Genomic DNA, 21,650 nt, shown 5'->3' with positions numbered 1-21,650 from the left:
TCGTGATTTTTGGGTATACGGAAGAGCAGCTTGCGCACTTCTTTCTCACCTACGGGGTGGGAGCGTTCATTCTTTTCATGGTGTTCATCATCCTGCAACTCGCGCGCCAGTCGAAGGCGGGCAAGTTCGGCACGTTCGTGATCTTTCTCGGGCTCGGTGTGGGCTTTGTCGGCTTTCTGGCGAAGGTGGTGATTCAGTGGTGGCTCGAAAGATAGCCGCTGGCGGGCAGCCGGGCATTGCACGCAGCGCCCATGCAGGATTTCGGTAGCCATGCGAATGCCCAGCAAGAAAGGCGCCACACTCATCGGCCTGGTCGCGATCGTCCTATGGTCTTCGCTCGTGGGCCTGATCCGCAGCGTCAGCGAAGGCCTGGGCGCAACGGGCGGCGCGGCCATGATCTACACGGCGGCAGCGTTGCTGCTGCGGGTCACCGTGGGCTGGACGCCTTTGCGCGAGATGCCCAGAAGATACCTGTACTGGGGAAGCGCGCTGTTTGTTTCCTATGAACTGTGCCTGGCGCTGTCCATCGGCCATGCGCACACCGGGCAGCAGGCGATCGAGGTGGGCATGGTCAATTACCTCTGGCCCACTTTCACCATGCTGGCGGCGATCGCTTTCAACGGGCAAAGAGCCAACTGGCTGGCGGTGCCAGGGCTGCTGCTGGCGCTCGCGGGAATCTGCTGGGTATTGGGCGGCGAACAAGGCATGGACCTGGCGGGAATGCGCGCCAACGTCGAGGACAACCCGCTGAGCTACGGGCTGGCGCTTGCGGGCGCATTCATCTGGGCCGCGTACTGCACGGTCACGGCGCGGATCGCCAAGGGCAAGAACGGCATCACGCTGTTCTTCATGCTCACGGCGCTGGCGCTGTGGGTGAAGTACCTGGCGTTGGGCGGTGTCGAAATGAATTGGAGTGTGTCGACTGCCGTGCACTTGGCATTGGCCGCCGCCGCCATGGGTTTCGGCTACGCGGCCTGGAATATCGGCATCCTGCACGGCAATGTCACCCTGCTCGCCGGCGCATCCTATTTCACGCCGGTTTTTTCCGCCGCGCTGGCGGCGCTGATGCTGCGCGTGCCGTTGACGGCCTCGTTCTGGATGGGTGCCTTGACGGTGTGTGCGGGCGCCATTGTCTGCTGGCTGGCAACGCGCGTGACAGCCAGGGCGTAGCGCTGGTAAGCCGGCGGTGCTGCGCCGCAAAGGCAATTCCCAGCCCGCCGTGCAGATGCTGGAGACCGTGGTCGAGAAGATCTTCGAAGATTTGCGGCACAAGGTCGATGCCTGGCTGGCATCGACATCACGCGCACGGCTGCGGCGGGGCGATTCTCGGCCTTGAGGCACAGGCCCGGGGCCGCGATGCACGCCCCAGGCCCTTTGCCCGCCCCCCTGGGCACGAATGTGCTGTGGCTGGCCTGCCAGAGCATCGAAAACCCTTGGATTGCGGCGTTTTCAGTGGAAATTTATAGATAACGCGTATTTCGTATGAAGATTTTCTCCCGACATTGAAGAGAATAAATTCTCGAACGCAAGCCGTGGTGGTGCCGAGGCTGCGCGAAGATGCATTCATTAAAATGAGGAGACAATATGATTATGAAATATGCATTTCCTATAGGGGCCATGCTGCTCGGTATTTCCACTTCGCTGATGGCGCAAAGTGGTTTGAAAATATCGGGTGAAATGGATGCGGGAATTCAGAATTACAAAAGCGCCAATGGCAATACGCTGAATCGGCTGCAAAGCGGCGCATTTGGCGCCACGCGCATGATCTTCTCGGGCAACGAGGATCTGGGCAACGGAATGCAGGCCAATTTCATGCTCGAGATGGCCCCGGCGCTGGACACCGGTGCGACCAGCCGCTTCGGGTTCTTCAACCGCAACGCCTGGGTCGGCCTGTCGGGGCGCCAGTGGGGGGAAGTGCGCCTGGGCCGCTATCTGACCGGCACCGCCAACCTGCTGTGCCAGGTCGATCTGCACTGGTGCGCGAGCGGCTTCAACGGCACGGGCATCATGTACAACGGCGATCTGTCCACCGTGGGGCGCTGGATTTCGGGCAGCCCGGGGCGCGGCGGCAACAACAACGACGGCATTTCGGTGTTCTCGGGCGGAACGGCCGCGGCCGGGACCGCCGAGTCCAACCGCAAGAACAACTCGTTGCAGTACACGACGCCGCGCGTCAATGGCTTGCAGGGCAAGGTCATGTACTCGCTGGGCGAAGCCGGCAGGAACCCGGTCAATGGCTCGGGCGACCATGTCGATCTGACGCTGAGCTATGCGAGCAAGCAGTGGTTTGTCGGCATCGGCTACGCCCAGGTGCGGCCCGACCCGCTGTGGAATGCGAAAGGCAGCCTGACCAGCCTGGGCGGCACCTACGACTTCGGCCAACTCAAGGTCGGCGCGATCTACCAGCATGAGACGGCTTCGGGCGCTTCGGCGCGCTGGACCCGCGCCAATGCCTGGGCCGTGACGGCCGCCTACCGTGCGGGCGCGTTCGAGCCCTATGTGAAGGTCGGGCAGCACCGCACCAACGGCACGGGCGCCTACGGCATCGTCGACGGCGCGGACGCGACCGTGGTCAACCTGGGCACGCTGTACCGCCTGTCCAAGCGCACGGCGCTGTATGCGGACTTCGTGACCGATCTCAAGGGCAGCGAGGGCAATCCCGCAGTCTACAAGAACGACACGCGCGGCATTTCGCTGGGCCTGCGCCACAACTTCTGAAACTTGGCGCCTGCGCGCGACCGGATCGGCCCGGCCTGAAGGCCGGGCCGCGCAGCCGGCGTGTGCAGCCGCATTCCAACGTCGAGAACATCATGCACAAAAGAATCGTCTTGCGCGCCGCCGCGGCCGCAGTCCTGCTGGCCAGTGCCAGTTGCTGGGCCAACGAGGCCTATCCCACACGCGCCGTCACCATGGTCGTGCCGTTTGCCCCGGGCGGGGGCGTGGACCTCATGGCGCGCTATGTGAGCAAGAAGCTCGAAGCCCGGCTGGGCCAGCCGGTGATCGTCGAGAACAAGGCCGGCGCCGGCGCGTCAATCGGCAGCGGTCATGTGGCGCGGGCGCGCGCCGACGGTTACACGCTGCTATTCACCAGCGTCGCCCATGCCATCAACCCCGGCTTCTATCCGCGCCTGCCGTTCGACACCGTCAAGGACTTCGCGCCCATCGCCACGGTGGCCACGGCTCCCAATGGCATTGCAGCGCGCGTCGATGCACCCTTCAATACGCTGGCCGAGATGGTGGCCTATGCCAGGGCCCACCCGGACAAGCTCAGCTACGGCGCGATCAGCGGTTCGACCACCATGTACCTGGGCATGGCGATGTTCGTCAAGGAAGCGGGGCTGCCGATCCGCTACATTCCTTATTCGGGAACGCCCGCTTCGGTGCAGGCCGCTGTTGCAGGCGAGGTCGACATGGTCTCGAGCGGCTATGCCTCGGCGGATATGTTCGCGAAAACCGGGCGCCTGAAGATGCTTGCCGTCACCACGGCCCAGCCCAGCGCGCTGGCGCCGGGTGTCGCAACCATCGCCCAGGCGGGCCAGCTGCCAGGCTTTGAAGTGCTCAACTGGATGGGCGTGCTCGCGCCCGCGCAGACGCCCGCGCCCATCGTGCAGCGCATCAACCGCGAGATCAAGGCGATTCTCGAAGAGCCCGAATCCGAGCAGTTCTTCTTCGCGCAGAAGAACGACCGTTTCTACAGCACGCCCGAAGCCTTCCAGAAGCTGATCGTCACCGACATCCAGCGCTACACCAAGGTCATCCAGGAAACAGGAGCGGCACAGAAGTGAACCAGATGCAAACGCGCAAACGCATAGGCATGATCGTGCCCTCGCTCAACACCATTGGAGAGGACGATTTGCGCCGGTTCTGCCCCGAGGATGTGGCGTATCACGTGCATCGCATCCGGCTGCGCAAGGAAGGCGGTGTGGTTACGCCCGAAAGCCTGCTGCGTGCCTACCTCGAAGCCACGGACGACGCGAGCTATCTCAAGGACTTCGGCCCCGATGTGATCACCTTCAACTGTACGGGCGCGAGCGTGGCCTATGGACCGACGGGCGACGCGCTGCTGGCCCAAAGCATGCAGCAGGCGCTGGGCGTGGCCTCGTCCAACACCATGCTGGCGATCAAGCGCGCGCTGGCCCATGTCCGTGCGCGCCGTATCGTGCATGTCTGCCCGTTCGCCGACAAATTCTCCAGCGGCGAAAAGGCCGCGCTTGAGGCCGCGGGCCTGGAGGTGATCAAGTCCGTGGGCCTGAACTTCGTCGATGCACGCGAAGCGGCGCGCATGGACCCGCAGACGCTGGCCGCGCATGCGATGGCGCATGCCGATCCGGGCATGGATGCGCTGCTGCTGTCCTGCGCCAACGTGCGGGCGTTCGAAGCCGTCGAGCCGCTCGAGCGCGCGCTGGGCGTGCCCGTGGTGACCAGCAACCAGGCCGTGCTCTGGGACGCGCTGCAGCAGATCGGCTGGACAGGGCAGGTGGAGGGCGGCGGCAGGTTGCTGCAATAGCAAGGCTGCTGGGAAGCGGCGAATGACACGGCGCTGTCTCGCGTCATTCTTGGGCCCCTGATGGGCCCTTTTTTTCCAGCCTTCGGATGGTTCAGCAAAAATTGATGGAAGCTGGAGTTTTTTAATTAGTCTGCTTTACAGTCGTCACCTAATATTCATTCAGTTGAATAACAGAAGGAGACGGTAATGGATAAAGTGATTTTTGCCGGCACGGCAGTTACTCGGGAAAATTCCATTGGATCGCTGTATAAACTCCTGCACGGTCAGCAATGGGAAAAAGTCCAGGATATTCCAGATGATGCCGCCGTGCAGGCCATTGTTCCGCACCCGAAATATGAGAATGTGATTCTCGCTGCAACGCGAAAAGGCATTTATAAATCCGAGGACAAGGGCATTACCTGGCGCGATGTGGGCGCGGCCGACGCCAGGTTCCAGTTCTGGTCCATTGAAGTCGACCCGCGCGACCCCGACCACCTGTTTGCGGGCACGGCACCTATCAGCGTTTTCGAGAGCCATGACTGCGGCGAAACCTGGCGCGAATGCGAAGTCCACCATCCCGAGCGCTTCAACATCCGCTTCGGCGCCTCGCGCGTGATGCGTCTGGCCTTCCATCCCTCCGACGCCAACGTGCTTTACGGCATTGCTGAAATCAACGGCTTCATGGTCAGCACCGATGCAGGCAGGAGCTGGCATGCGCGCACCGCGGGCATTCTGGCGCTGTCCGAGCAGCCGTACCTCAAGAGCAGGATCGAAACCGACGACGACGCCGAAGGCATGTTCGATGCCCACGCGGTGACGACGACGCCGGCCGCGCCCGATGCGGTGTTCTATCTGTGCCGGCTGGGCGTGTTCGAGAGCCGCGACCAGGGCTCGGTGTTCGAGGACCTCAAGGTCGGCCAGTTCGCGCCGTTCAACTATTGCCGCGACCTGCGCATCGTCGCCGGCCAGCCCGAGAAGATGTATGCCTGCTTCAGCATCGCCTCGCGCAGCAACGCTGGCGCGGTCTATACCAGCGATGACCTGGGCCGCCACTGGCACCGGGCCGATGCACAGGTCACGCCCCAGAGCACCATCATGGGCATCAACGTGCACCACGCTGATGGGCAGGGCGTGATTTCCGTGACCCGCGGCGGCCAGGTGTTCTACAGCTTCGATGGCGCGGCCAGCTGGTTCGAGGCACAGCTTCCCGCGGACGCCGGCGACGCGTTCTGCGTGGCGATGATTTGATCATGTGGAGCATAGGATGCGTCTGAACAGTATTATTCGCGCCCTGGAATCAGGGCCTGGCATCGCTTTCACCTCTTTCATGCAGGCCGAGGTCGAGAACGCCGTCAATTTCGCGCAGTCAAGCAACGATGGCCTGGTGTTCGAAATGGAGCACAACCCCTGGGACATCAACGCGCTGCGCGTGTCCATGCAGTTTCTGCTGCTGCGCGAGCAGATCGTGAAGGCTGGCTCGGTGGCCAATACCATGTCGCCACTGGTGCGCATTCCCGCCAACGGCAGCGAAAGAAACGAGTGGTTTGCCAAGCAGGCGCTGGACCTGGGCGCCTACGGCATTCTCTGGCCGCGCATCAGCAACAGCGAACAGGCCTACAACGCCGTCGCGGCCTGCCGTTATCCGCGCCTGCCGTCGCGCAGCCACTACGAGCCCGCGGGCCTGCGCGGCGACGCGCCGATGGCCGCCGCGCGCTACTGGGGCCTGCCGCAGCAAGAGTACTACAAGCGCGCCGATGTCTGGCCGCTGGTGCCCGAAGGCGAGATCCTCGTCGGCCTGATGATCGAGGACACCGAAGGCGTGAACAACGTCGAGAAGATCCTCAAGGAAGTGCCGGGCATCGGTTTCATCCTGATTGGCGAAGGCGACCTGAGCCAGGAGCTGGGCTGCCCGCGCGAGTACGAGAACCCCGAGCTGCTGCGCATGATGGACCATGTGCTGGAGGTGGGCAAGGCGCATGGCGTGGCCGTGGGCCACCCGCACATGACGCGCGAGAACGCGCGCCAGATCATCGGCCAGGGCTACCGTTTCCTGATGAGCTATCCGCGGCGCGACTTCTCGGCGCTCGAGACCGGCCGCAAGATTTTCCAGGAGCTCTGAATGGCATCGCTCAAGACCGTTCTGGGCCCGCACGCGCAGCTGGCCGGCGTGCGCGCGCAGACCGACATCCTGCCCGGCGTGACGCTGGAGTTCGTCAACGTCAAACGCATGCCCGACGCCTACCGCGACATGGCGCGCAGCCAGCCCTACGACATCTGCGAGATGGCGCCGACCATGTACCTGATGGCGCTGGAGCGCGGCGCGCAGCTCACCGCGCTGCCGATTCCCATGACGCGGCGCTTTCGCCATTCGGGTCTGAAGAAGCGCAAGGGCCTGGCGCTGGCCAGCCCCAAGCAACTTGAAGGAATGAAGGTCGGCGTGCGCAACTACTCGGTGACGGCCGCGGTCTGGACGCGCGGCGTCTATGCCGATGACTATGGGCTGGATCCGAACCGCGTGACCTGGGTCACCGAAGAAGCCGAGAACCTCGAAGACCTCGCGCTGCCGGCCAATGTGCAACGGCTCGCGCCCGGGCGCAAGATTGCCGATGCGCTCGCGGTTGGCGAGATCGACGTGGCGTTTGATGGCCTGGCGGGCGCAGGCAATGCGCAGGTCGAGATGGAGGAGGTGGTGGCCGATGCGGCCGCGGTGGAGCAGCGCTGGTTCGAGCGTACCGGCATCTACCCGATCCATGGCGTGATCGTCGTGCGCAACGACGTGCTGGCCCGGCATCCGGGCCTCGCACAGGCGCTGTTCGATCAATTCGTGCAGGCCAAGCAGAGCTATCTTGCGGGCCTGGCGGCGCTGGCAGAGCCTTCGGGCGACGACAAGCGCTATCTGCGGCTGGGCCGCTATGTCGGCGACCCGCTGCCCTATGGCTTTGCCGAAAACGCGGCTTCGCTGCAGGCGCTGGTGCGCTATGCCCGGACGCAGCAACTGGTGCGCACGCCCGCGCAGGCCGAAAACCTGTTCATAGACCCCCGCACCGCGCCTGCCGGCCAGGTCGCGCAATGGAAGTGATTCCCATGGAAAAAATACCGCTCACAGTCATGCTGGGCAGCTACCCCAAGACGGCGGCGCTCAAGAACGCGCAGATCGCGTCGGACCGCGTGGCGCTCGACATCGCGCCCGTGGACACGGCGCAAAAAGCCTTCAAGGACGTGGTGCGCGCCCACCGCTTCGATGTCGCCGAACTGGCCATCGTGACCTATCTGCTGGCCGTCGACGCGGGCCACCGCTACCTGCTGCTGCCGTTCGTGATGAACGGCAATTTTCACCACAAGAGCATCTATGCGCGCGCGGACGATGCGTTCGGGCCAGGGCAGCTCAAGGGCAAGCGCGTGGCCATGCGTTCGTTCTCGCAGACCACGCCGACCTGGGTGCGCGGCATCCTGTGCGACGAGTACGGCTTGCAGATGTCCGACGTGCAGTGGTGGAGCCAGGAAGGCGCGCATGTCGCCGAGTACCAGGACCCGCCATGGGTGAAGGCGCTCGACAAGTCGACCGGCCTCGAGCAGGCGCTGCTGGCCGGCCAGGTCGACGCGATCATTGCAGGCGGCGCGCTCGAGCACAAGGGCCAGTTGCGCCAGGTGATTGATCAGCCGCTCGCCGCCGCGCAACAGTGGAATGCGCGCACCGGCGTGATACCTATCAACCACATGGTGGTCGTCAAGCAGGAACTCGTCGAGCGTCACCCCGAGGCCGTCGCCGAGGTCTACCGCATGCTGATCGAGAGCCGGCGGGCCGCGGGCGAAACACTGGCCGCGGGCGAGCGCGATCTGCAGCCGTTTGGCTTCGATGCACTCGAGCTGTCGCTGCGCAAGGTGATCGACTATGCCTTCAACCAGCAGATGATACGGCGGCGTTTCACGACCGATGAGCTGTATGGCGCTGTGCGCAGGATTTTGAAATAGAGAGGACCCCATGCCCGGAATCGTTTCTTCCATTGCCTATGTGCGCCTGGGCGCACCCGATCTCGACGTGCAGGAAAAATTCCTGCAGGAGTTCGGTCTGTTGACCGTGCAGCGTGATGCCGATCGCCTGTACATGCGCGGCCTGGGGCCACGCCCCTTCATCCATGTCACCGAGCGCGGGGAGTCGGGCGTGATCGCCGTCGGCTACGACGTCCATCCCGACGTGCCTATCGAGTCGCTGCAGCAGCGCTTTGGTGCCCAGGTCGAGGCCATAGCCGAGCCCGGCGGCGGCAAGCGGCTGTGTCTGCGCGACCCCAACGGCATGCGCGTTGAACTCGTGCAGGGCCGCGACGTGGCGCCCGCACTCGCGCGCCGCAACCCGCTGCGCGGCGCCGAAAGCGTGAGCAAGGACCACGGCCCGGCGCGCATCGAGCAACTGGCGCACACCGCCTATATGACCACGCGCCTGCAGGAGACGCTCGACTGGTACCAGGGGAACTTCGGTTTCCTGCCCACCGACGAGCTGTTCATCGAGAAGAAGGGCAACACGCTGGGTCGCTTCGTGCGCGTCGACATGGGCGACGAGCCGGTATTCCACCATGTGCTGTTCATCATGCGCGGCGAGAAAGATGGCTTGCACCATGCGTCGTTCGAAGTCGAGCGTGTCGACGAGATCTTCACCGGCGGCGACCACCTGCACGGTCTGCGCTACGACCATGTGCGCGGCATAGGCCGTCATGCGCTGGGCAGCCAGATCTTCGACTACTGGATGTCGCCGTTCGAGGTGATGCACGAGCACTGGTCATCGAACGAAAAGATGAACGTGCACAGCCGCTTCAACGAGATCCAGATCGGCCCGGGCATGTCGCATGACAGCGGAGAGCGTCCGCCAGAGCGCTTCGTCAAGCAGGCCTCGACCATCGTGCAGAAATAAACCATTCAGGACAGCTTCATGATCATCGATTGCCACGGTCATTTCACGACCGTTCCCCCCGCGCTGCACGCCTGGCGCAAGCAGCAGCTCGAAGGCCCGGGCCTGTCGGGCCAGCCGCTGGAAATTTCCGACGACGAATTGCGCGCCTGCCTCGAAGACAAGCAGCTGCGCCTGCAGCGCGAACGCGGGCTGGACCTTACGCTGTTCTCGCCGATCGCAGGCCAGATGGGCCACCACCTGGGCACGCCCGCGCAGAGCGTGGAATGGTCGGAACTTGCCAACAACCTGATCCACCGCGTCTGCGGGCTGTATCCGCGCAATTTTGTCGGCGTGTGCCAGCTACCCCAGTCGGCAAGCGCGGCAGACTTCGGCATTGCGGCCAGCGTGCGGGAACTCGAGCGCTGCGTGAACGAGCTGGGCTTCGTTGCCTGCAACCTCAACCCCGATCCCTCGGGCGGCTTCTGGCAGGCGCCGGCGCTGACCGATAGCCGCTACTACCCGCTCTACGAAAAAATGGTCGAACTCGACGTGCCCGCGATGGTGCATGTGAGCGGCTCGTGCAACCCCTGCCACCACCATGTGGGCGCGCACTACCTCAATGGTGACACCTCGGCCTTCATGCAGTTCCTGCTCGCGCCGCAGCTGTTCCAGGATTTTCCGACGCTGCGCTTCGTGATTCCGCATGGCGGCGGCGCCGTGCCCTATCACTGGGGGCGCTACCGCGGCCTGGCCCAGGACCTGGGCTTAGCCAAGCTCAAGGCAGGGGTGCTCGACAACGTGTTCTTCGACACCTGCGTTTACCACCAGGACGGCGTGGACCTGCTGACCAAGGTCGTGCCCACGGAAAACATCCTGTTCGGCTCCGAAATGGTCGGTGCGGTCAAAGGCATAGACCCCGAGACCGGCCACCCCTATGACGACACGAAACGCTATGTGCAGGCCACGCCGCATCTGAGCGAAGCCCAGCGCCACGCCGTGTTCGCGGGCAATGTGCTGCGCGTCTATCCGCGCCTGGCGCGCCATCTCAACGCTGTCTGATTTCGAAGGAGAACCCCATGGATCTGGGTATCAAGGGCCGCAAGGCGGTCGTCTGCGCATCTTCACAAGGCCTGGGCCTGGCCTGCGCTACATCGCTGGCGCGCGAAGGCTGCGAGGTATGGATCAACGGCCGCACCGAGGCCAAGCTGCTCGAAGCCGCGGCGCGCATCGAGGCGCTGACGGGACATCGCCCGAAGGTCATCGTTGCCGACATCACGCAGGACCAGGGCCGCGCCGCAATTGTGGCGGCCTGCCCCGACGCCGACATCCTGGTCAACAACAATGCCGGCCCCGAGCCGGGCAAGATCGCCGACTGGTCGGAGCAGGACTGGCGTGACGCTGTCGAAGGCAACATGCTCGCGCCGATCATGTTGATCAAGTCCTATGTGCCCGGCATGCGCGCACGCAAGTTCGGGCGCGTGATCAACATCACGTCGGCAATGGTGAAGTCGCCCAGCGCGACCATGGGGCTGTCGGCCGCGGTGCGCGCCGGCCTCACGGCGCTGAGCAAGTCGGTGCAAAAGGATTCGGTCGTCGACAACGTGACCATCAACAATCTGCTGCCCGAACGCTTCGACACCGACCGCCAGCGCTTCATGGCCGAGCGCATGTCGCAGCGTGAAGGCATCACCATCGACGCAGCGCGCGAGCGCATTGCCAACACCATTGCCGCCAAGCGCTTCGGCAGGCCGCAGGAATTCGGCGATGCCTGCGCTTATCTCTGCAGCGCCCAGGCCAGTTTCATTTCGGGCCAGAACATGCAACTCGATGGCGGCTCGTATGCCGGCCTCGTCTAAGGAGAAAAAAGCATGAAACTCATCAGTTTCGAGAAGGCCGGCAAGGCCTCGTTTGGCGCCGTGGTCGAGGAACGCGTGGTCGACCTGGGCCGGCATTTCGCCGGGCGTTTCGCCACGCTGCGCGACCTGCTGGCGGCCGGTCTGGGCGAAGTCGGCGATATCACCCGCTACGCGACGGATTGCGCTCTGGCAGACGTCAAGCTGCTCAAGCCCGTGACGAACCCGGAGCACATCTGGTGTCTTGCGGTCAACTATGCCGACCACCACAAGGAGGTCGAGTCTGCGGGACGCGCCCAGGACCTGCCCAAGTACCCGGCGGTGTTTGCGCGTTTCAACGACAGCTTTGCGGCCCACGGCGAGGATCTCTGGCACCCCGAAGTCAGCGAACAGTTCGACTACGAGGGCGAACTTGCGGTGGTGATAGGCCAGGGCGGCTACCGCATCGCGGCCGCCGAGGCGTTCGCGCATATCGCGGGCTATACCATCCTCAACGACGGCAGCGTGCGCGACTGGCAGTTCCATACGCGCCAGATCACGCCGGGCAAGAACTTTCACCGCAGCGGCTCGATCGGCCCGTGGATCGTGACCGCCGATGAAATTCCCGATCCCTATGCGCTGCGCATCGAGACCCGACTCAACGGTCTGGTGCTGCAGTCGGACCCGGCAGGCCTGATGCTGCACAAGATCGCGGGCTTTATCGAGTATGTATCGACGATCGCGCCGCTGCAACCCGGCGACATCCTGGCCACGGGAACGCCCAGTGGCGTAGGGTTTTCCCGCAATCCGCCCGTCTGGATGAAGCCGGGCGACGTCTGCGAGGTATCCATCGATAAAATAGGTGCCCTGCGCAACAAGATCGTGACCCCACAGTATTGATGCCGGTATTTTGATTTTCAAGGGGCCGCGCGTTGCGGTCGACCCCTCATGAATAATATTCCCAATATATGGCAGCTCAGGGTTTTTGACTGCGTTGCACAACATGAGAACGTTACCAAGGCTGCGCAGGAATTGCTGCGCACCCAGCCTGCAATAACAACCAGCATTTTGGGATTGGAGAAAATCCTTGGTGCGACATTATTCGATCGCAACAAGACCGGCATTTATCTGACCGAAGTGGGCGTCGCCGCCCATATTCGCATCAAGAGCATTCTGGCCGCGCTGCAGGAGGCGATGGCGCTGCTGGGCGAGCGCAGCATCAGCCCGCTGGTGCTGGGCTCGCGCATCTCGCGCTCGCAGATGCATGCGCTGCTTGCCATCCATGAGTGCCACTCGTTTCGCGCCGCTGCCGCCAAGCTGGGCATCACCGATGCATCGCTGCAGCGCGCGGCGCGTACGCTGGAAACCAACCTCGGCTGTGTGCTCTACCGCTACACGGCCGCGGGCATCAAGACCACGCAACTCGGCGACGAACTCGCGGCGCGCCTCAAACACCTCGAAGCGCAGATCACGGCGCTGGTCGAGGCCGTCGCCGTGTTCGTCTACCCGCGCAGCAAGAACATCCGTGTGGGCGTGATGCTGCTGGATCCTTCGATGCTGCTGGTCAACGCCATCAAGGAAACCCGCAGCCGCCATCCCGATGTGCGCATCACCGTGATCAGCGGCGTCTACGAACAGCTGGTCAACAAGCTGTTGCGCGAGGAGATCGATTTCATTGTGGGACTGTTCAAGAAGCAGGAGCATGAGCTGAACCTGCGCCAGCAGCCGCTGTACGCCGAGTCGTACTGCATTGTCGCGCGACGAGGGCATCCGCTGAGCCACCAGGCGACCGTCAGCGTCGAGGATCTGCAGCAGTATCCGTGGATCATTCCGCCCGCGGGTTCGCCGCGCAGGAATGCCTATGAGCATGTGTTCATCGAGACCACCATGCCGCCGGCGCTGATCGAAACCTATTCGCTCTCGACCATGCGCATCATGCTCGCCGACTCCGATATGTTGACCATTCTGAGCTGGGTCGAAGTGCTCAGTGAACGGCATTTCGGCATTTTGACGCCCTTGCCATTTCATATTCACTGCGACGGGCCCATGGTCGGTATCAGCACGGTGCAAGGTAAACAACTCAATGAAGCCCAGCAGTATTTCATTGATGCCTTTAAAAAGAATTCGGAATGCCTGGGCGGGCATTGAATGACGTTTTTTATGAATGCTGGTAAATATCTTATGGAAGGCTGAATCGGCTTCTGGTTAGCATATCTCTACTTGATTAATATGCGCAAGAAAGTAGGGATATATGGTTATTGTGGATGCCCAGGTTCATCCATGGTCTGACGGAGAATCCACCGGCCACCACCGGCGCGATCCGATTGACAACGGGGTTTTGCTGCAGGAGATGGCCGCGGCCGGCGTGGACAAGGTGGTGCTGGTGCCGCCGCTGTGGGACCCGAATGGCAATGCGTATGCGCTGTCGATGGCGCGCCAGGCGCCCGAGCGCTTCTCGGTCATGGGCTTGATCGATCCGGCTGCGCAGGATGCCGCCGAGCGCCTGTGCCATTGGCATGACGAGCCCGGCATGCGTGGCGTGCGCCTTTTGCTCAACACGCCCGAGCGTCTGCAGCCGCTGCTCGACGGTCGCTGCGACGCGCTGTGGCCGGTCGCGCAGGAGCAGGGCATCACCGTCGCGATTCTTGCGCCCGGGCAGCTGGGCCGCGTCAAGGCGATTGCACAGAAGTACCCGAAGCTCAAGCTGGTCGTCGACCATCTGGCCGTGCCGCGCGCGGCCGTCGGCCCGCGCGCGCTGCAGCACTGGCCTGAATTGCTGGCGCTGGCCGATCTCCCCAACATCCACGTCAAGGCCGTGGGCGTGGGCGACTATGCGCTCGATCCCTATCCTTTCGCTTCGCTCGAGACGCCGCTGGCGCAGGTGTTCGACGCGTTTGGTGCCGACCGCGTCATCTGGGGCAGCGACCTGAGCCGGCTGCACCATCCCTATGTGCATTGCGTGCAGCATTTCCGCCAGCACCTGCCATTCCTGGCCCAGGATGCGCTGGCGCGGGTCATGGGTCAGAATATCCTGCGACTGCTTGACTGGACATGAGCGCGGCCCTGCGGCGTGGGTCCGCTTTCCAGGAATTGCTGACATTGGCGCCGTTTCGCCGGCTGCTCGCGGTGCGCGTGTGCTGGACGCTGGGCATTCAGATGCTGCTGATGGCCATCGCCTGGCACGCCTACGAGATCGAAGGCGACGCCTGGGCGCTGGCGCTGATCGGCCTGTGCCAATTCATTCCGGTGCTGCTGTTCGCGCTGCCCGCGGGATACATCGTCGACCGCTATCCGCGTTCGCGCGTGATTGCCGCCAGCCTGGTGCTGCATGCGCTGACGGCGCTGGTACTGGTGCTGATGGCCGCGACGCAGACGCTCACCACGCCCGCGCTGTATGCCGCAAGCGTCGTGCTGGGCGTGGCGCGCGCGCTGTTTCTGCCTGCACTGCAGTCCATCTTGCCCGGCCTCGTGCCGGCATCGATGCTGTCGCGCGCTATGGCATCAGTGTCCACCGCCTCGCAACTGAGCGTGATGCTGGGTCCGGCACTCGCGGGGTTTTTGATCGTGCAGGACGTGCACTGGGCCTATGGCGTGGCTGCGGGCCTGTTCGTGCTGGCCCTGGCGCTGCCTGTGGGCCGACACCTGCAGTCGCAGGCCGCAGCGCCGCGCAAGATCAGCCTCGAGACGCTGTTCGCGGGCTGCGTCTATATCCGCCGCCATCCCGTCGTGCTCGGGGCCATTTCGCTCGACATGTTTGCCGTGCTGTTCGGCGGGGCGGTGGCGCTGCTGCCACTGTATGTGAAGGACATTCTCGGCGGCAGCCCCGCGGACCTGGGGTTGCTGCGCGCGGCGCCGGCCTGCGGCGCAGTGCTTGCGGCCGTGGCGCTGTTCATGCAGCCGATACGCCGGCGCGTGGGCCGCAAGCTGCTGCTGGCCGTGGGTTTGTTTGGCCTGGCGGCCGTGGTGTTCGGACTGTCGCGCAGCTTCTGGTTGTCGGCGCTGGCGCTCGCCGTGAGCGGCAGCGCCGACATGGTCAGCGTGGTGATACGCCAGACGCTGGTGCAGCTCGAGACGCCCGATGCGATGCGCGGGCGCGTGAGCGCCGTGAACTCGGTGTTTGTCGGCGCGAGCAACCAACTGGGTGAATTCCAGGTGGGCGCGGCCGCAGCCTTGCTCGGGCCGGTCACGGCCGTGGTTGCGGGCGGCCTGATCACCGCGCTGCTGCCGCTGCTCTGGTGGAAGTTCTTTCCCGCGCTGGCACAGCGGGACGCCATGGAATCCAATGATGCCGGCCAACCCCAGGGCGGGCGGATGCAAGCGCTTCGCACTGAAGCCCCTCAATGAAAATACCAAGGAGACAAACCATGCAACACGTCTTTTCTCGCCGCCGTTTCAACGCCTGGCTCACCATGACCGCGGTCGGCGCGGGCCTGGCCGCGCCAGGCGCGCGCGCGGCCACCGAACGAATTCCCATGGTGCGCGTCGTGACCGGCGTGCCCGCGGGCTCGATGGTCGACAACATCACGCGCCGCGTGGCCGAAGTGATCAAGACCGACTATGCGGTCAACTCCATGGTGGAGAACAAGACCGGCGCGGGTGGCATCCTGGCGCTGGGCTACCTCAAGAGCCAGCCCAAGGATGGCAGCAGCCTCTATGTCGGCGTGTCTTCGCCGCTGACCGTATACCCCGTGACCTACAAGAAGCTGCCTTACGACGCCGACAAGGACCTGGTTCCCGTGGGCAGCCTGGGTACGTTCGATCTGGCGCTGGCCGTCGGGCCCATGGTGCCGGCGTCGGTCACCGATCTCAAAGGCTATTTCGAGTGGTGCAAGAAGAACCCCGAGAAGGCGAGCTTTGGCTCGCCTGGCGCGGGCTCGATGCTGCATTTCATGGGGGCGATGGCCGGGCGGTCGGCGGGCGCGGAACTGAGCCACGTCGCCTATCGTGGCCCGGGACCGGCGGTGATCGACCTGCAGGGCGGTGTGGTCTCGGCCGTCGTGGTGCCGCTGGTTGATGTCGCCGAATTCGCGGCCCAGGGCCGGATACGCATCCTGGGCACCACGGGCGAGGAGCGCAGCCGCTTCGTGCCGCAGGTGGCGACGTTCAAGGAACAGGGCTTTGGCGAGTACGCCAAAAGCGTCTGGATCGCGGTGTTCGCGCCCGCGGGCACGCCGGACGCCGTGGTGGAAGCCTTGCGCGCCAACCTCAAGTCGGCGCTCGCCACGCCCGACGTGCAGTCCACGCTGGGTCGTCAGCTGCAAAAGGCGCAATGGGGCGGGCCCGAAGCGTTGACACGCGCAATCGAGCAGGAGCGCGCGAGCTGGAAGAAAGCCGTCGAGGCGCTGAACTTCACGCCCGAGTCCTGAAGCGCGCGTCTCACCACGCGAGCCGAGCGCGCACGCCAAGTGCGCGCTGCGCGGCCATACCGTGCGGCTGCGCCCTGCAGCGCCGCGCGAAGGCGCCCGAACGCGGCGTAACCAGTCCAATCTCCCGTGTCGCAAAGACAGCGCCTTGTCGAGCCCGGCTGGGCCAGCGGGCCCCATCCGCGAGGCTGGGCATTGTGTCACTCCTTTTGAAAACAGAAAACAATGGATTTCCATGAGTTAACTTAAATTCATAAAGTGTTGACAGTTTGGTTTTAATTGAAAACAATTAATCCATCTTGTTAAGGAGTTGCCATGCCACATATGCCCGCATCCGCTGCGCTATCACGCTTTCGCGTCATTGATCTCAGCCAGGTTCGTGCCGGGCCTACCGCGTGCCGCCAACTGGCCGACTGGGGCGCGGATGTCGTGCAAGTGCAGATGCCGGAGCACATGCGCGGCGACGACACACTCGGCGGCCAGGATGGCTCCGACTACCAGTACACCCATCGCAACAAGCGCTCGATCACGCTCAACCTCAAGGAAGAGGAAGGCATTGCCACGCTCAAGCGCCTGATCGCCACCGCGGATGTGGTGGTGGAGAACTTCCGGCCGGACGTGAAATACCGGCTGGGCATCGACTACGACAGCCTGGCCAAAGACCATCCTGGCCTGGTCTATGCCAGCATCTCGGGCTTCGGCCAGACAGGCCCGCTGGCGCAGCGCCCGGGTTTTGACCAGATCGCGCAGGGCATGGGCGGCCTCATGTCGGTGACGGGTCTTCCCGGCGAAGGTCCGATCCGCGTCGGCATTCCGATCGCCGATCTCTGCGCCGGCATTTTTGCCGCCCAGGGCATCCTCATCGCGCTGCTGGAGCGCGAACAATCGGGCAAGGGACAGTGGCTGCACACTTCGCTGCTGGAGTCCATGGTCTACATGCTGGACTTCCAGACCGCGCGCTTTCTCACCGACGGCGAGGTGGCCACCCAGGCCGGCAACTTCCACCCGACCAGCATTCCCACCGGGGTCTATCAGGCGCGCGACGGCTACATGAATATCGCGGTCTTCGGCTCCAAGATCTGGGAGCGTTTTTGCCACATTCTCGGCGCGCCGCAGTGGATAGCGGACGCGCGTTACTGCGACAAGGCCTCGCGCTCGGTGCACCGCGATACCTTGAACGCCGAGATCAACCAGCGCCTGGCCGCCGAGGACCGTGCGTACTGGGTCGAGAAGTTCAACGCAGGAGGCGTGGCCTGCGGCCTGATCAGTGACATGCGCGAAGTGTTCGCCGAGCCGCAGATCCAGCACCTGGGCATGGTCAAGGAGGTGGTTTCCGAGCGCCTCGGGCCGCAGCGCCTGGTGGGCCAGCCGGTGCAGCTCGAGCGCACCCCCAGCACCATCGCGCGGGCCGCGCCGCGCCGCGGCCAGCACACCGAAGAAGTCCTGCAGGAACTGGGGATCTCGGCCCAGCACATCGTCGAAATGAAGGAACAAGGAGTTTTCTGATGACTGAACCTATCTATGCATCCGGTACGGAGCGTGTGCTGTCCTGGCTGGACGGCAGCGCGCTGCATGTGCAGTTCAACAACCCTGCGCGGCACAACGCCCTGTCCGTCGACATGTGGGAGGCCGTGCCAAGGCTGCTGAACGCAGCACGCGACGACGATCGCGTACGCCTGGTGGTGTTCTGCGGCGCGGGCGAGAAGGCCTTTGTTTCCGGCGCGGACATCTCGCAGTTCGAGGACATGCGCGCGGCGCGTGAAGCCGTTGCGCGCTACGAGGCCATGGCCGAAGAGGCGCTCATGGCGATTCACGATTTCCCCAAACCCACGCTGGCCAGCATCCGCGGCTACTGCATTGGCGGCGGGGTGAACGTGGCCATCAGCTGCGACATTCGAATCGCTGCGGACGATGCGGTGTTTTCCATTCCTGCCGCCCGCCTTGGCCTGGGTTACCGCTACTCCGCGATGAAGAACCTGGTCGATCTCGTGGGCCCGGGCGTGGCCAAGGACCTGTTCTTCACCGCCCGCCGCATTGACGCGGCCGAGGCAAAAGCCGTGGGACTCATCAGCCGCACCGCATCCGCCGAGGACCTGCCGTCGCTGCTGGCCGAGTACACCGGCAGCATCGGCGTGAATGCTCCGCTGACCATTGCCGCGGGCAAGGCCATCACGCGCGAGATCCTCAAGCCGTCCACGGACATCGACCTGGAACTGTGCACTGCACTGATCCAAGGGTGTTTTCGCAGCGCAGATTACACGGAGGGCCGCACGGCCTTCATGGAAAAGCGCAAACCGGTTTTCTCCGGCCTTTGAGCCGCCATCTCCAGGAGTCTTGACATGGACCAGACCACAATGCAGTCCTACTGGATGCAGCAGAACGCCGATTCATCGGTGCTGGAGCAGCGCGTCGTGCCGGTGCCCGTGCCCGGCGCGCAGCAACTGCTGGTGCGCGTGCGTGCCGCATCGCTCAACCGCGGCGAGTTCGTTGCCGGCCACGGGCTGCACGGCGCGCCCGGCAGCTGGAAGGCCATAGGCGGCGAATGTTCCGGGGAAGTGGCGGCGCTGGGCGAGGGCGTCACCGGATTCACCGCGGGCGAGCGCGTCATGGGCCGCTGTGCCGGCGCGTTCTCCGAATACGCGCTCATCGACACTGCGGAGGCGATGCACGTGCCGGCGGGGATTTCATGGGAAGAAGCCGGCTGCATCCCCATGACCTTCCTCGTTTCCTACGACATGCTGGTACTGCAAGGCCAGCTCGAGAGCGGCCAATGGGTGCTGATCAACGGCGTGTCCTCCGGTGTGGGCGTAGCGTCGCTGCAGCTTGCCAAGGCTTTGGGCGCCCGGGTCATCGGCACCTCAGGCTCGCAGGAAAAGCTCCAGTCCCTGGCACCTCTGGGCCTGGACCTGGGCATCCAGACACGCGCGCCGGATTTTTCAGCGCGGGTGCTCGAAGCCACGGGGCAACAAGGCGCGAACCTCGTCATCAATACGGTGGGCGGCAGCGTGTTCGCCGAAAGCATTCGCAGCCTGGCCTTTGAAGGTCGCCTGGCTACCGTGGGCTATGTCGACGCCGTGGTCCATGCCGACATCGATCTTGGCACGCTGCATGCCAAGCGCCTGACCGTTTTCGGCGTGTCCAACAAGCTGCGCACCAAGGCGCAAAGGTCCGCTGCCATTCCCCGGTTCGTGGCTGACGTGCTGCCCTTGTTCGCCAGCGGCCGCATCCGCCCGCATATCGACGAAACGGTGGATTTCGCCCACCTCGCCCAGGCCAAGGCCCGCATGGAAGCCGGCCATCACGCCGGAAAGATCGTTCTGACGATGCCCGCGTAAGACGCTTTCGCAATCCATAAACAGGAGACAGACAATGAAAAAGAACAAGCTGCTACTGACGGTGACTCTTATTGCGTGTGCCACCGGCGCCCTCGCGCAGTCCGCGCCGGCCAACTACCCCGTCAAGCCGATCCGGCTGGTGGTGGGTTTTGCGCCAGGAGGTGCGGCCGACTATGTGGCGCGGGCGATGGGCGAGGCTTTCTCCAGGGAACTCGGCCAGCCGGTCATCATCGAAAACAAGCCCGGCAACGGCTCCAGCATCGCGGCGGACGTCGTCGCCAAATCGGCACCCGATGGCTATACGCTGCTCATCGCCAGCCCCAGCAGCATCTCGGTCAACCCGGCGCTCAATCCCAAGCTGTCCTATACGGCCAAGGATCTGGCACCGGTCACCAAGATCACCACTTCGCCGCTGGTGCTGGCGGTCAATGCGTCCACCGGCATCCAATCCGTCCAGGACCTGATCAAGGCGGCCCAGAAGGACCCGGGCAAGCTCAACTATTCAACTTCGGGCAACGGCTCGGCACCCCATCTGGGCGCGGCTCTGTTCAGCCTGGTGAGCAAGACCGAGATGACGCATGTGCCTTACCGGGGCGGAAGCCTGGCCATCCAGTCCGTCATGGCGGGCGACACCCATCTCACGTTCGGCACTTCGCCTTCGGTGCTGCCGATGATCGTCAGCGGCAAGCTGCGTGCGCTGGCGGTGAGTACCCGCGATCGCTCGCCCCTCGTGCCGCAGTTGCCAGGCATGCGCGAAGCCGGGCTGCCGGACTACGACCTCGCGTTCTGGTACGGGATGTTCTTGCCGGCCAACACCCCCGCGCCCATACTGCAGAAGGTTTTCAAGGCCACCGTGGCCGCCATGCAGAAGCCTTCGGTCAAGGCGGCCCTGGAACGTGACGGCACCGAAGTGTCGTTGTCGAGTTCGCCCGCCGACTTCGGCAAGTTCCTCGATGAGGACGGCAAATTCTGGGTGGGTCTCGTCAAAAGCGCCAATGTGAAGGTCGAATGAGCCCGCAGCCTGCAGCCCGGGGGCTGGCGCAGGTACGATCCATCTCATGACGATATCCCCTCCTGTTTCTCGCGGCCCAGGCCTCTCGAACTCCATAGTGGAGCAACTCAAGCAGCTGATCTACACGGGAGAGTTCAAGCCAGGTGAGCGCCTCAACGAGGCGGCCCTGGCCTTGCGCATGGGGACCAGCCGCGGGCCCATCCGTGAAGCCGTTCGAGTGCTGGCCGGGCTCGGCATCGTCACCGCCGTGCCGAACCGGGGCGTCTATGTGCGCCAGCTTACGCTGCGCGAAGCGCTGGAGCTCTACGAACTGCGGGCCTTGGTGTTCGGCTATGCGGCCGAGCGGGCCTGCGACCACATGACGCAAGAGCACCGCCAGCATTGCGAATCGCTGTTGACGGCGATGGATCAGGCCTGTGATGCAGGGGAGGGCTCCGCCTACTACGAACTCAACCTGCAGTTCCACGCGCTGATCATGCAACTGTCGAACAACCGGAGGGCCCAGCAGGCGTATGACGACTACGTCAAGGAGTTGCACCTGGTGCGGCGGCGGTATTTCAATGCGCCGGGCAATATGCGACGCTCCAATGTCGAGCACCGCGCGATCTTCGATGCCATCGTGGGCAACAACGCCGCGCGAGCCCGTGCCGCGGCTGAGCGCCATGTACAGGCGGGGCGCTTGCGCCTGATGGAATTCTTCGAAGAACCTTTGCCGGCTGGAAGCTGATGGGGCGGTG

The 21,650-nt window shown here is 64.0% G+C and carries 23 protein-coding genes; all 23 read left to right on the top strand.

The genetic code is table 11. The features are described 5' to 3' along the window. The first annotated feature begins 2 nt into the window (after positions 1 to 2). Entirely contained in the window at positions 3 to 215 is a 213-nt protein-coding gene (locus GVL12_RS26655) for a DUF2788 domain-containing protein (RefSeq protein ID WP_159917276.1), read from the top strand. A 61-nt stretch (positions 216 to 276) separates the two neighbouring features. Further along, the gene (gene yddG / locus GVL12_RS19795) at positions 277 to 1,170 is read left to right on the top strand and encodes an aromatic amino acid DMT transporter YddG (RefSeq protein WP_159917297.1); all 894 of its coding nucleotides are present in this window, start codon (positions 277 to 279) and stop codon (positions 1,168 to 1,170) included. 16 nt (positions 1,171 to 1,186) lie between these two features. After that, positions 1,187 to 1,336, top strand: a complete 150-nt coding sequence (locus GVL12_RS19790) for a hypothetical protein (protein ID WP_159917274.1) — start codon at positions 1,187 to 1,189, stop codon at positions 1,334 to 1,336. 248 nt (positions 1,337 to 1,584) lie between these two features. Then, entirely contained in the window at positions 1,585 to 2,718 is a 1,134-nt protein-coding gene (locus GVL12_RS19785) for a porin (protein ID WP_159917272.1), read from the top strand. Positions 2,719 to 2,810: 92 nt separating this feature from the next. Beyond that, on the top strand, positions 2,811 to 3,785 hold the full coding sequence (locus GVL12_RS19780; protein ID WP_159917270.1) for a tripartite tricarboxylate transporter substrate binding protein: 975 nt from the start codon (positions 2,811 to 2,813) through the stop codon (positions 3,783 to 3,785). Between the two features lie 5 nt (positions 3,786 to 3,790). Continuing rightward, the gene (locus tag GVL12_RS19775; RefSeq protein WP_159917268.1) at positions 3,791 to 4,507 is read left to right on the top strand and encodes a hypothetical protein; all 717 of its coding nucleotides are present in this window, start codon (positions 3,791 to 3,793) and stop codon (positions 4,505 to 4,507) included. 186 nt (positions 4,508 to 4,693) lie between these two features. Further along, complete coding sequence (locus GVL12_RS19770; protein WP_159917266.1) at positions 4,694 to 5,734, top strand: hypothetical protein; 1,041 nt, start codon at positions 4,694 to 4,696, stop codon at positions 5,732 to 5,734. Between the two features lie 79 nt (positions 5,735 to 5,813). Next, entirely contained in the window at positions 5,814 to 6,605 is a 792-nt protein-coding gene (locus tag GVL12_RS19765) for an HpcH/HpaI aldolase/citrate lyase family protein (RefSeq protein WP_200843934.1), read from the top strand. After that, positions 6,606 to 7,565, top strand: a complete 960-nt coding sequence (locus GVL12_RS19760; RefSeq protein ID WP_159917262.1) for an ABC transporter substrate-binding protein — start codon at positions 6,606 to 6,608, stop codon at positions 7,563 to 7,565. It abuts the gene before it with no gap. 5 nt (positions 7,566 to 7,570) lie between these two features. Next, on the top strand, positions 7,571 to 8,458 hold the full coding sequence (locus tag GVL12_RS19755; RefSeq protein WP_159917260.1) for a phosphate ABC transporter substrate-binding protein: 888 nt from the start codon (positions 7,571 to 7,573) through the stop codon (positions 8,456 to 8,458). Positions 8,459 to 8,468: 10 nt separating this feature from the next. Then, positions 8,469 to 9,392, top strand: a complete 924-nt coding sequence (locus GVL12_RS19750; protein ID WP_159917258.1) for a VOC family protein — start codon at positions 8,469 to 8,471, stop codon at positions 9,390 to 9,392. A gap of 18 nt (positions 9,393 to 9,410) precedes the next feature. Then, positions 9,411 to 10,430, top strand: a complete 1,020-nt coding sequence (locus tag GVL12_RS19745; protein WP_159917256.1) for an amidohydrolase family protein — start codon at positions 9,411 to 9,413, stop codon at positions 10,428 to 10,430. 17 nt (positions 10,431 to 10,447) lie between these two features. After that, the gene (locus GVL12_RS19740) at positions 10,448 to 11,227 is read left to right on the top strand and encodes an SDR family oxidoreductase (RefSeq protein WP_159917254.1); all 780 of its coding nucleotides are present in this window, start codon (positions 10,448 to 10,450) and stop codon (positions 11,225 to 11,227) included. Positions 11,228 to 11,239: 12 nt separating this feature from the next. Then, a complete protein-coding gene (locus tag GVL12_RS19735) occupies positions 11,240 to 12,103 on the top strand; it encodes a fumarylacetoacetate hydrolase family protein (RefSeq protein ID WP_159917252.1) in 864 nt (287 codons plus the stop codon). A gap of 48 nt (positions 12,104 to 12,151) precedes the next feature. Then, entirely contained in the window at positions 12,152 to 13,351 is a 1,200-nt protein-coding gene (locus tag GVL12_RS19730) for a LysR family transcriptional regulator (protein WP_159917250.1), read from the top strand. 103 nt (positions 13,352 to 13,454) lie between these two features. Continuing rightward, complete coding sequence (locus GVL12_RS19725; protein WP_159917248.1) at positions 13,455 to 14,258, top strand: amidohydrolase; 804 nt, start codon at positions 13,455 to 13,457, stop codon at positions 14,256 to 14,258. Continuing rightward, a complete protein-coding gene (locus tag GVL12_RS19720; protein ID WP_159917246.1) occupies positions 14,255 to 15,547 on the top strand; it encodes an MFS transporter in 1,293 nt (430 codons plus the stop codon). The genes GVL12_RS19725 and GVL12_RS19720 overlap by 4 nt, the downstream gene beginning before the upstream one ends. 20 nt (positions 15,548 to 15,567) lie before the next feature. Beyond that, positions 15,568 to 16,569: a tripartite tricarboxylate transporter substrate-binding protein gene (locus tag GVL12_RS19715; RefSeq protein ID WP_159917244.1), complete on the top strand. Its 1,002-nt coding sequence runs from the start codon at positions 15,568 to 15,570 to the stop codon at positions 16,567 to 16,569. A gap of 312 nt (positions 16,570 to 16,881) precedes the next feature. Continuing rightward, positions 16,882 to 18,072, top strand: a complete 1,191-nt coding sequence (locus tag GVL12_RS19710) for a CaiB/BaiF CoA-transferase family protein (RefSeq protein ID WP_159917242.1) — start codon at positions 16,882 to 16,884, stop codon at positions 18,070 to 18,072. Next, positions 18,072 to 18,881: an enoyl-CoA hydratase gene (locus GVL12_RS19705; RefSeq protein WP_159917241.1), complete on the top strand. Its 810-nt coding sequence runs from the start codon at positions 18,072 to 18,074 to the stop codon at positions 18,879 to 18,881. The genes GVL12_RS19710 and GVL12_RS19705 overlap by 1 nt, the downstream gene beginning before the upstream one ends. A gap of 24 nt (positions 18,882 to 18,905) precedes the next feature. Further along, positions 18,906 to 19,901, top strand: a complete 996-nt coding sequence (locus GVL12_RS19700) for a zinc-binding dehydrogenase (RefSeq protein WP_200843933.1) — start codon at positions 18,906 to 18,908, stop codon at positions 19,899 to 19,901. A gap of 34 nt (positions 19,902 to 19,935) precedes the next feature. Further along, positions 19,936 to 20,913: a tripartite tricarboxylate transporter substrate binding protein gene (locus GVL12_RS19695; RefSeq protein WP_159917240.1), complete on the top strand. Its 978-nt coding sequence runs from the start codon at positions 19,936 to 19,938 to the stop codon at positions 20,911 to 20,913. Between the two features lie 97 nt (positions 20,914 to 21,010). Next, positions 21,011 to 21,640, top strand: a complete 630-nt coding sequence (locus GVL12_RS19690; protein ID WP_235033920.1) for a GntR family transcriptional regulator — start codon at positions 21,011 to 21,013, stop codon at positions 21,638 to 21,640. Positions 21,641 to 21,650: the final 10 nt, after the last annotated feature.

The sequence above is a fragment of the Pantoea sp. 18069 genome, from assembly GCF_902706035.1.
GTDB lineage: Bacteria > Pseudomonadota > Gammaproteobacteria > Burkholderiales > Burkholderiaceae_C > Comamonas.
The sequence above is the reverse complement of the archived record's forward strand: the minus strand, read 5'-3'. Positions and strand labels throughout refer to the sequence as shown.

Bases quoted from the DNA above. Each gene is read 5' to 3' on its own strand.
- yddG (WP_159917297.1), top strand. From the start codon at position 277: ATGCCCAGCAAGAAAGGCGCCACACTCATCGGCCTGGTCGCGATCGTC.
- GVL12_RS19785 (WP_159917272.1), top strand. From the start codon at position 1,585: ATGATTATGAAATATGCATTTCCTATAGGGGCCATGCTGCTCGGTATT.
- GVL12_RS19780 (WP_159917270.1), top strand. From the start codon at position 2,811: ATGCACAAAAGAATCGTCTTGCGCGCCGCCGCGGCCGCAGTCCTGCTG.
- GVL12_RS19775 (WP_159917268.1), top strand. From the start codon at position 3,791: ATGCAAACGCGCAAACGCATAGGCATGATCGTGCCCTCGCTCAACACC.
- GVL12_RS19770 (WP_159917266.1), top strand. From the start codon at position 4,694: ATGGATAAAGTGATTTTTGCCGGCACGGCAGTTACTCGGGAAAATTCC.
- GVL12_RS19765 (WP_200843934.1), top strand. From the start codon at position 5,814: ATGCAGGCCGAGGTCGAGAACGCCGTCAATTTCGCGCAGTCAAGCAAC.
- GVL12_RS19760 (WP_159917262.1), top strand. From the start codon at position 6,606: ATGGCATCGCTCAAGACCGTTCTGGGCCCGCACGCGCAGCTGGCCGGC.
- GVL12_RS19755 (WP_159917260.1), top strand. From the start codon at position 7,571: ATGGAAAAAATACCGCTCACAGTCATGCTGGGCAGCTACCCCAAGACG.
- GVL12_RS19750 (WP_159917258.1), top strand. From the start codon at position 8,469: ATGCCCGGAATCGTTTCTTCCATTGCCTATGTGCGCCTGGGCGCACCC.
- GVL12_RS19745 (WP_159917256.1), top strand. From the start codon at position 9,411: ATGATCATCGATTGCCACGGTCATTTCACGACCGTTCCCCCCGCGCTG.
- GVL12_RS19740 (WP_159917254.1), top strand. From the start codon at position 10,448: ATGGATCTGGGTATCAAGGGCCGCAAGGCGGTCGTCTGCGCATCTTCA.
- GVL12_RS19735 (WP_159917252.1), top strand. From the start codon at position 11,240: ATGAAACTCATCAGTTTCGAGAAGGCCGGCAAGGCCTCGTTTGGCGCC.
- GVL12_RS19730 (WP_159917250.1), top strand. From the start codon at position 12,152: ATGAATAATATTCCCAATATATGGCAGCTCAGGGTTTTTGACTGCGTT.
- GVL12_RS19725 (WP_159917248.1), top strand. From the start codon at position 13,455: ATGGTTATTGTGGATGCCCAGGTTCATCCATGGTCTGACGGAGAATCC.
- GVL12_RS19720 (WP_159917246.1), top strand. From the start codon at position 14,255: ATGAGCGCGGCCCTGCGGCGTGGGTCCGCTTTCCAGGAATTGCTGACA.
- GVL12_RS19715 (WP_159917244.1), top strand. From the start codon at position 15,568: ATGCAACACGTCTTTTCTCGCCGCCGTTTCAACGCCTGGCTCACCATG.
- GVL12_RS19710 (WP_159917242.1), top strand. From the start codon at position 16,882: ATGCCACATATGCCCGCATCCGCTGCGCTATCACGCTTTCGCGTCATT.
- GVL12_RS19705 (WP_159917241.1), top strand. From the start codon at position 18,072: ATGACTGAACCTATCTATGCATCCGGTACGGAGCGTGTGCTGTCCTGG.
- GVL12_RS19700 (WP_200843933.1), top strand. From the start codon at position 18,906: ATGGACCAGACCACAATGCAGTCCTACTGGATGCAGCAGAACGCCGAT.
- GVL12_RS19695 (WP_159917240.1), top strand. From the start codon at position 19,936: ATGAAAAAGAACAAGCTGCTACTGACGGTGACTCTTATTGCGTGTGCC.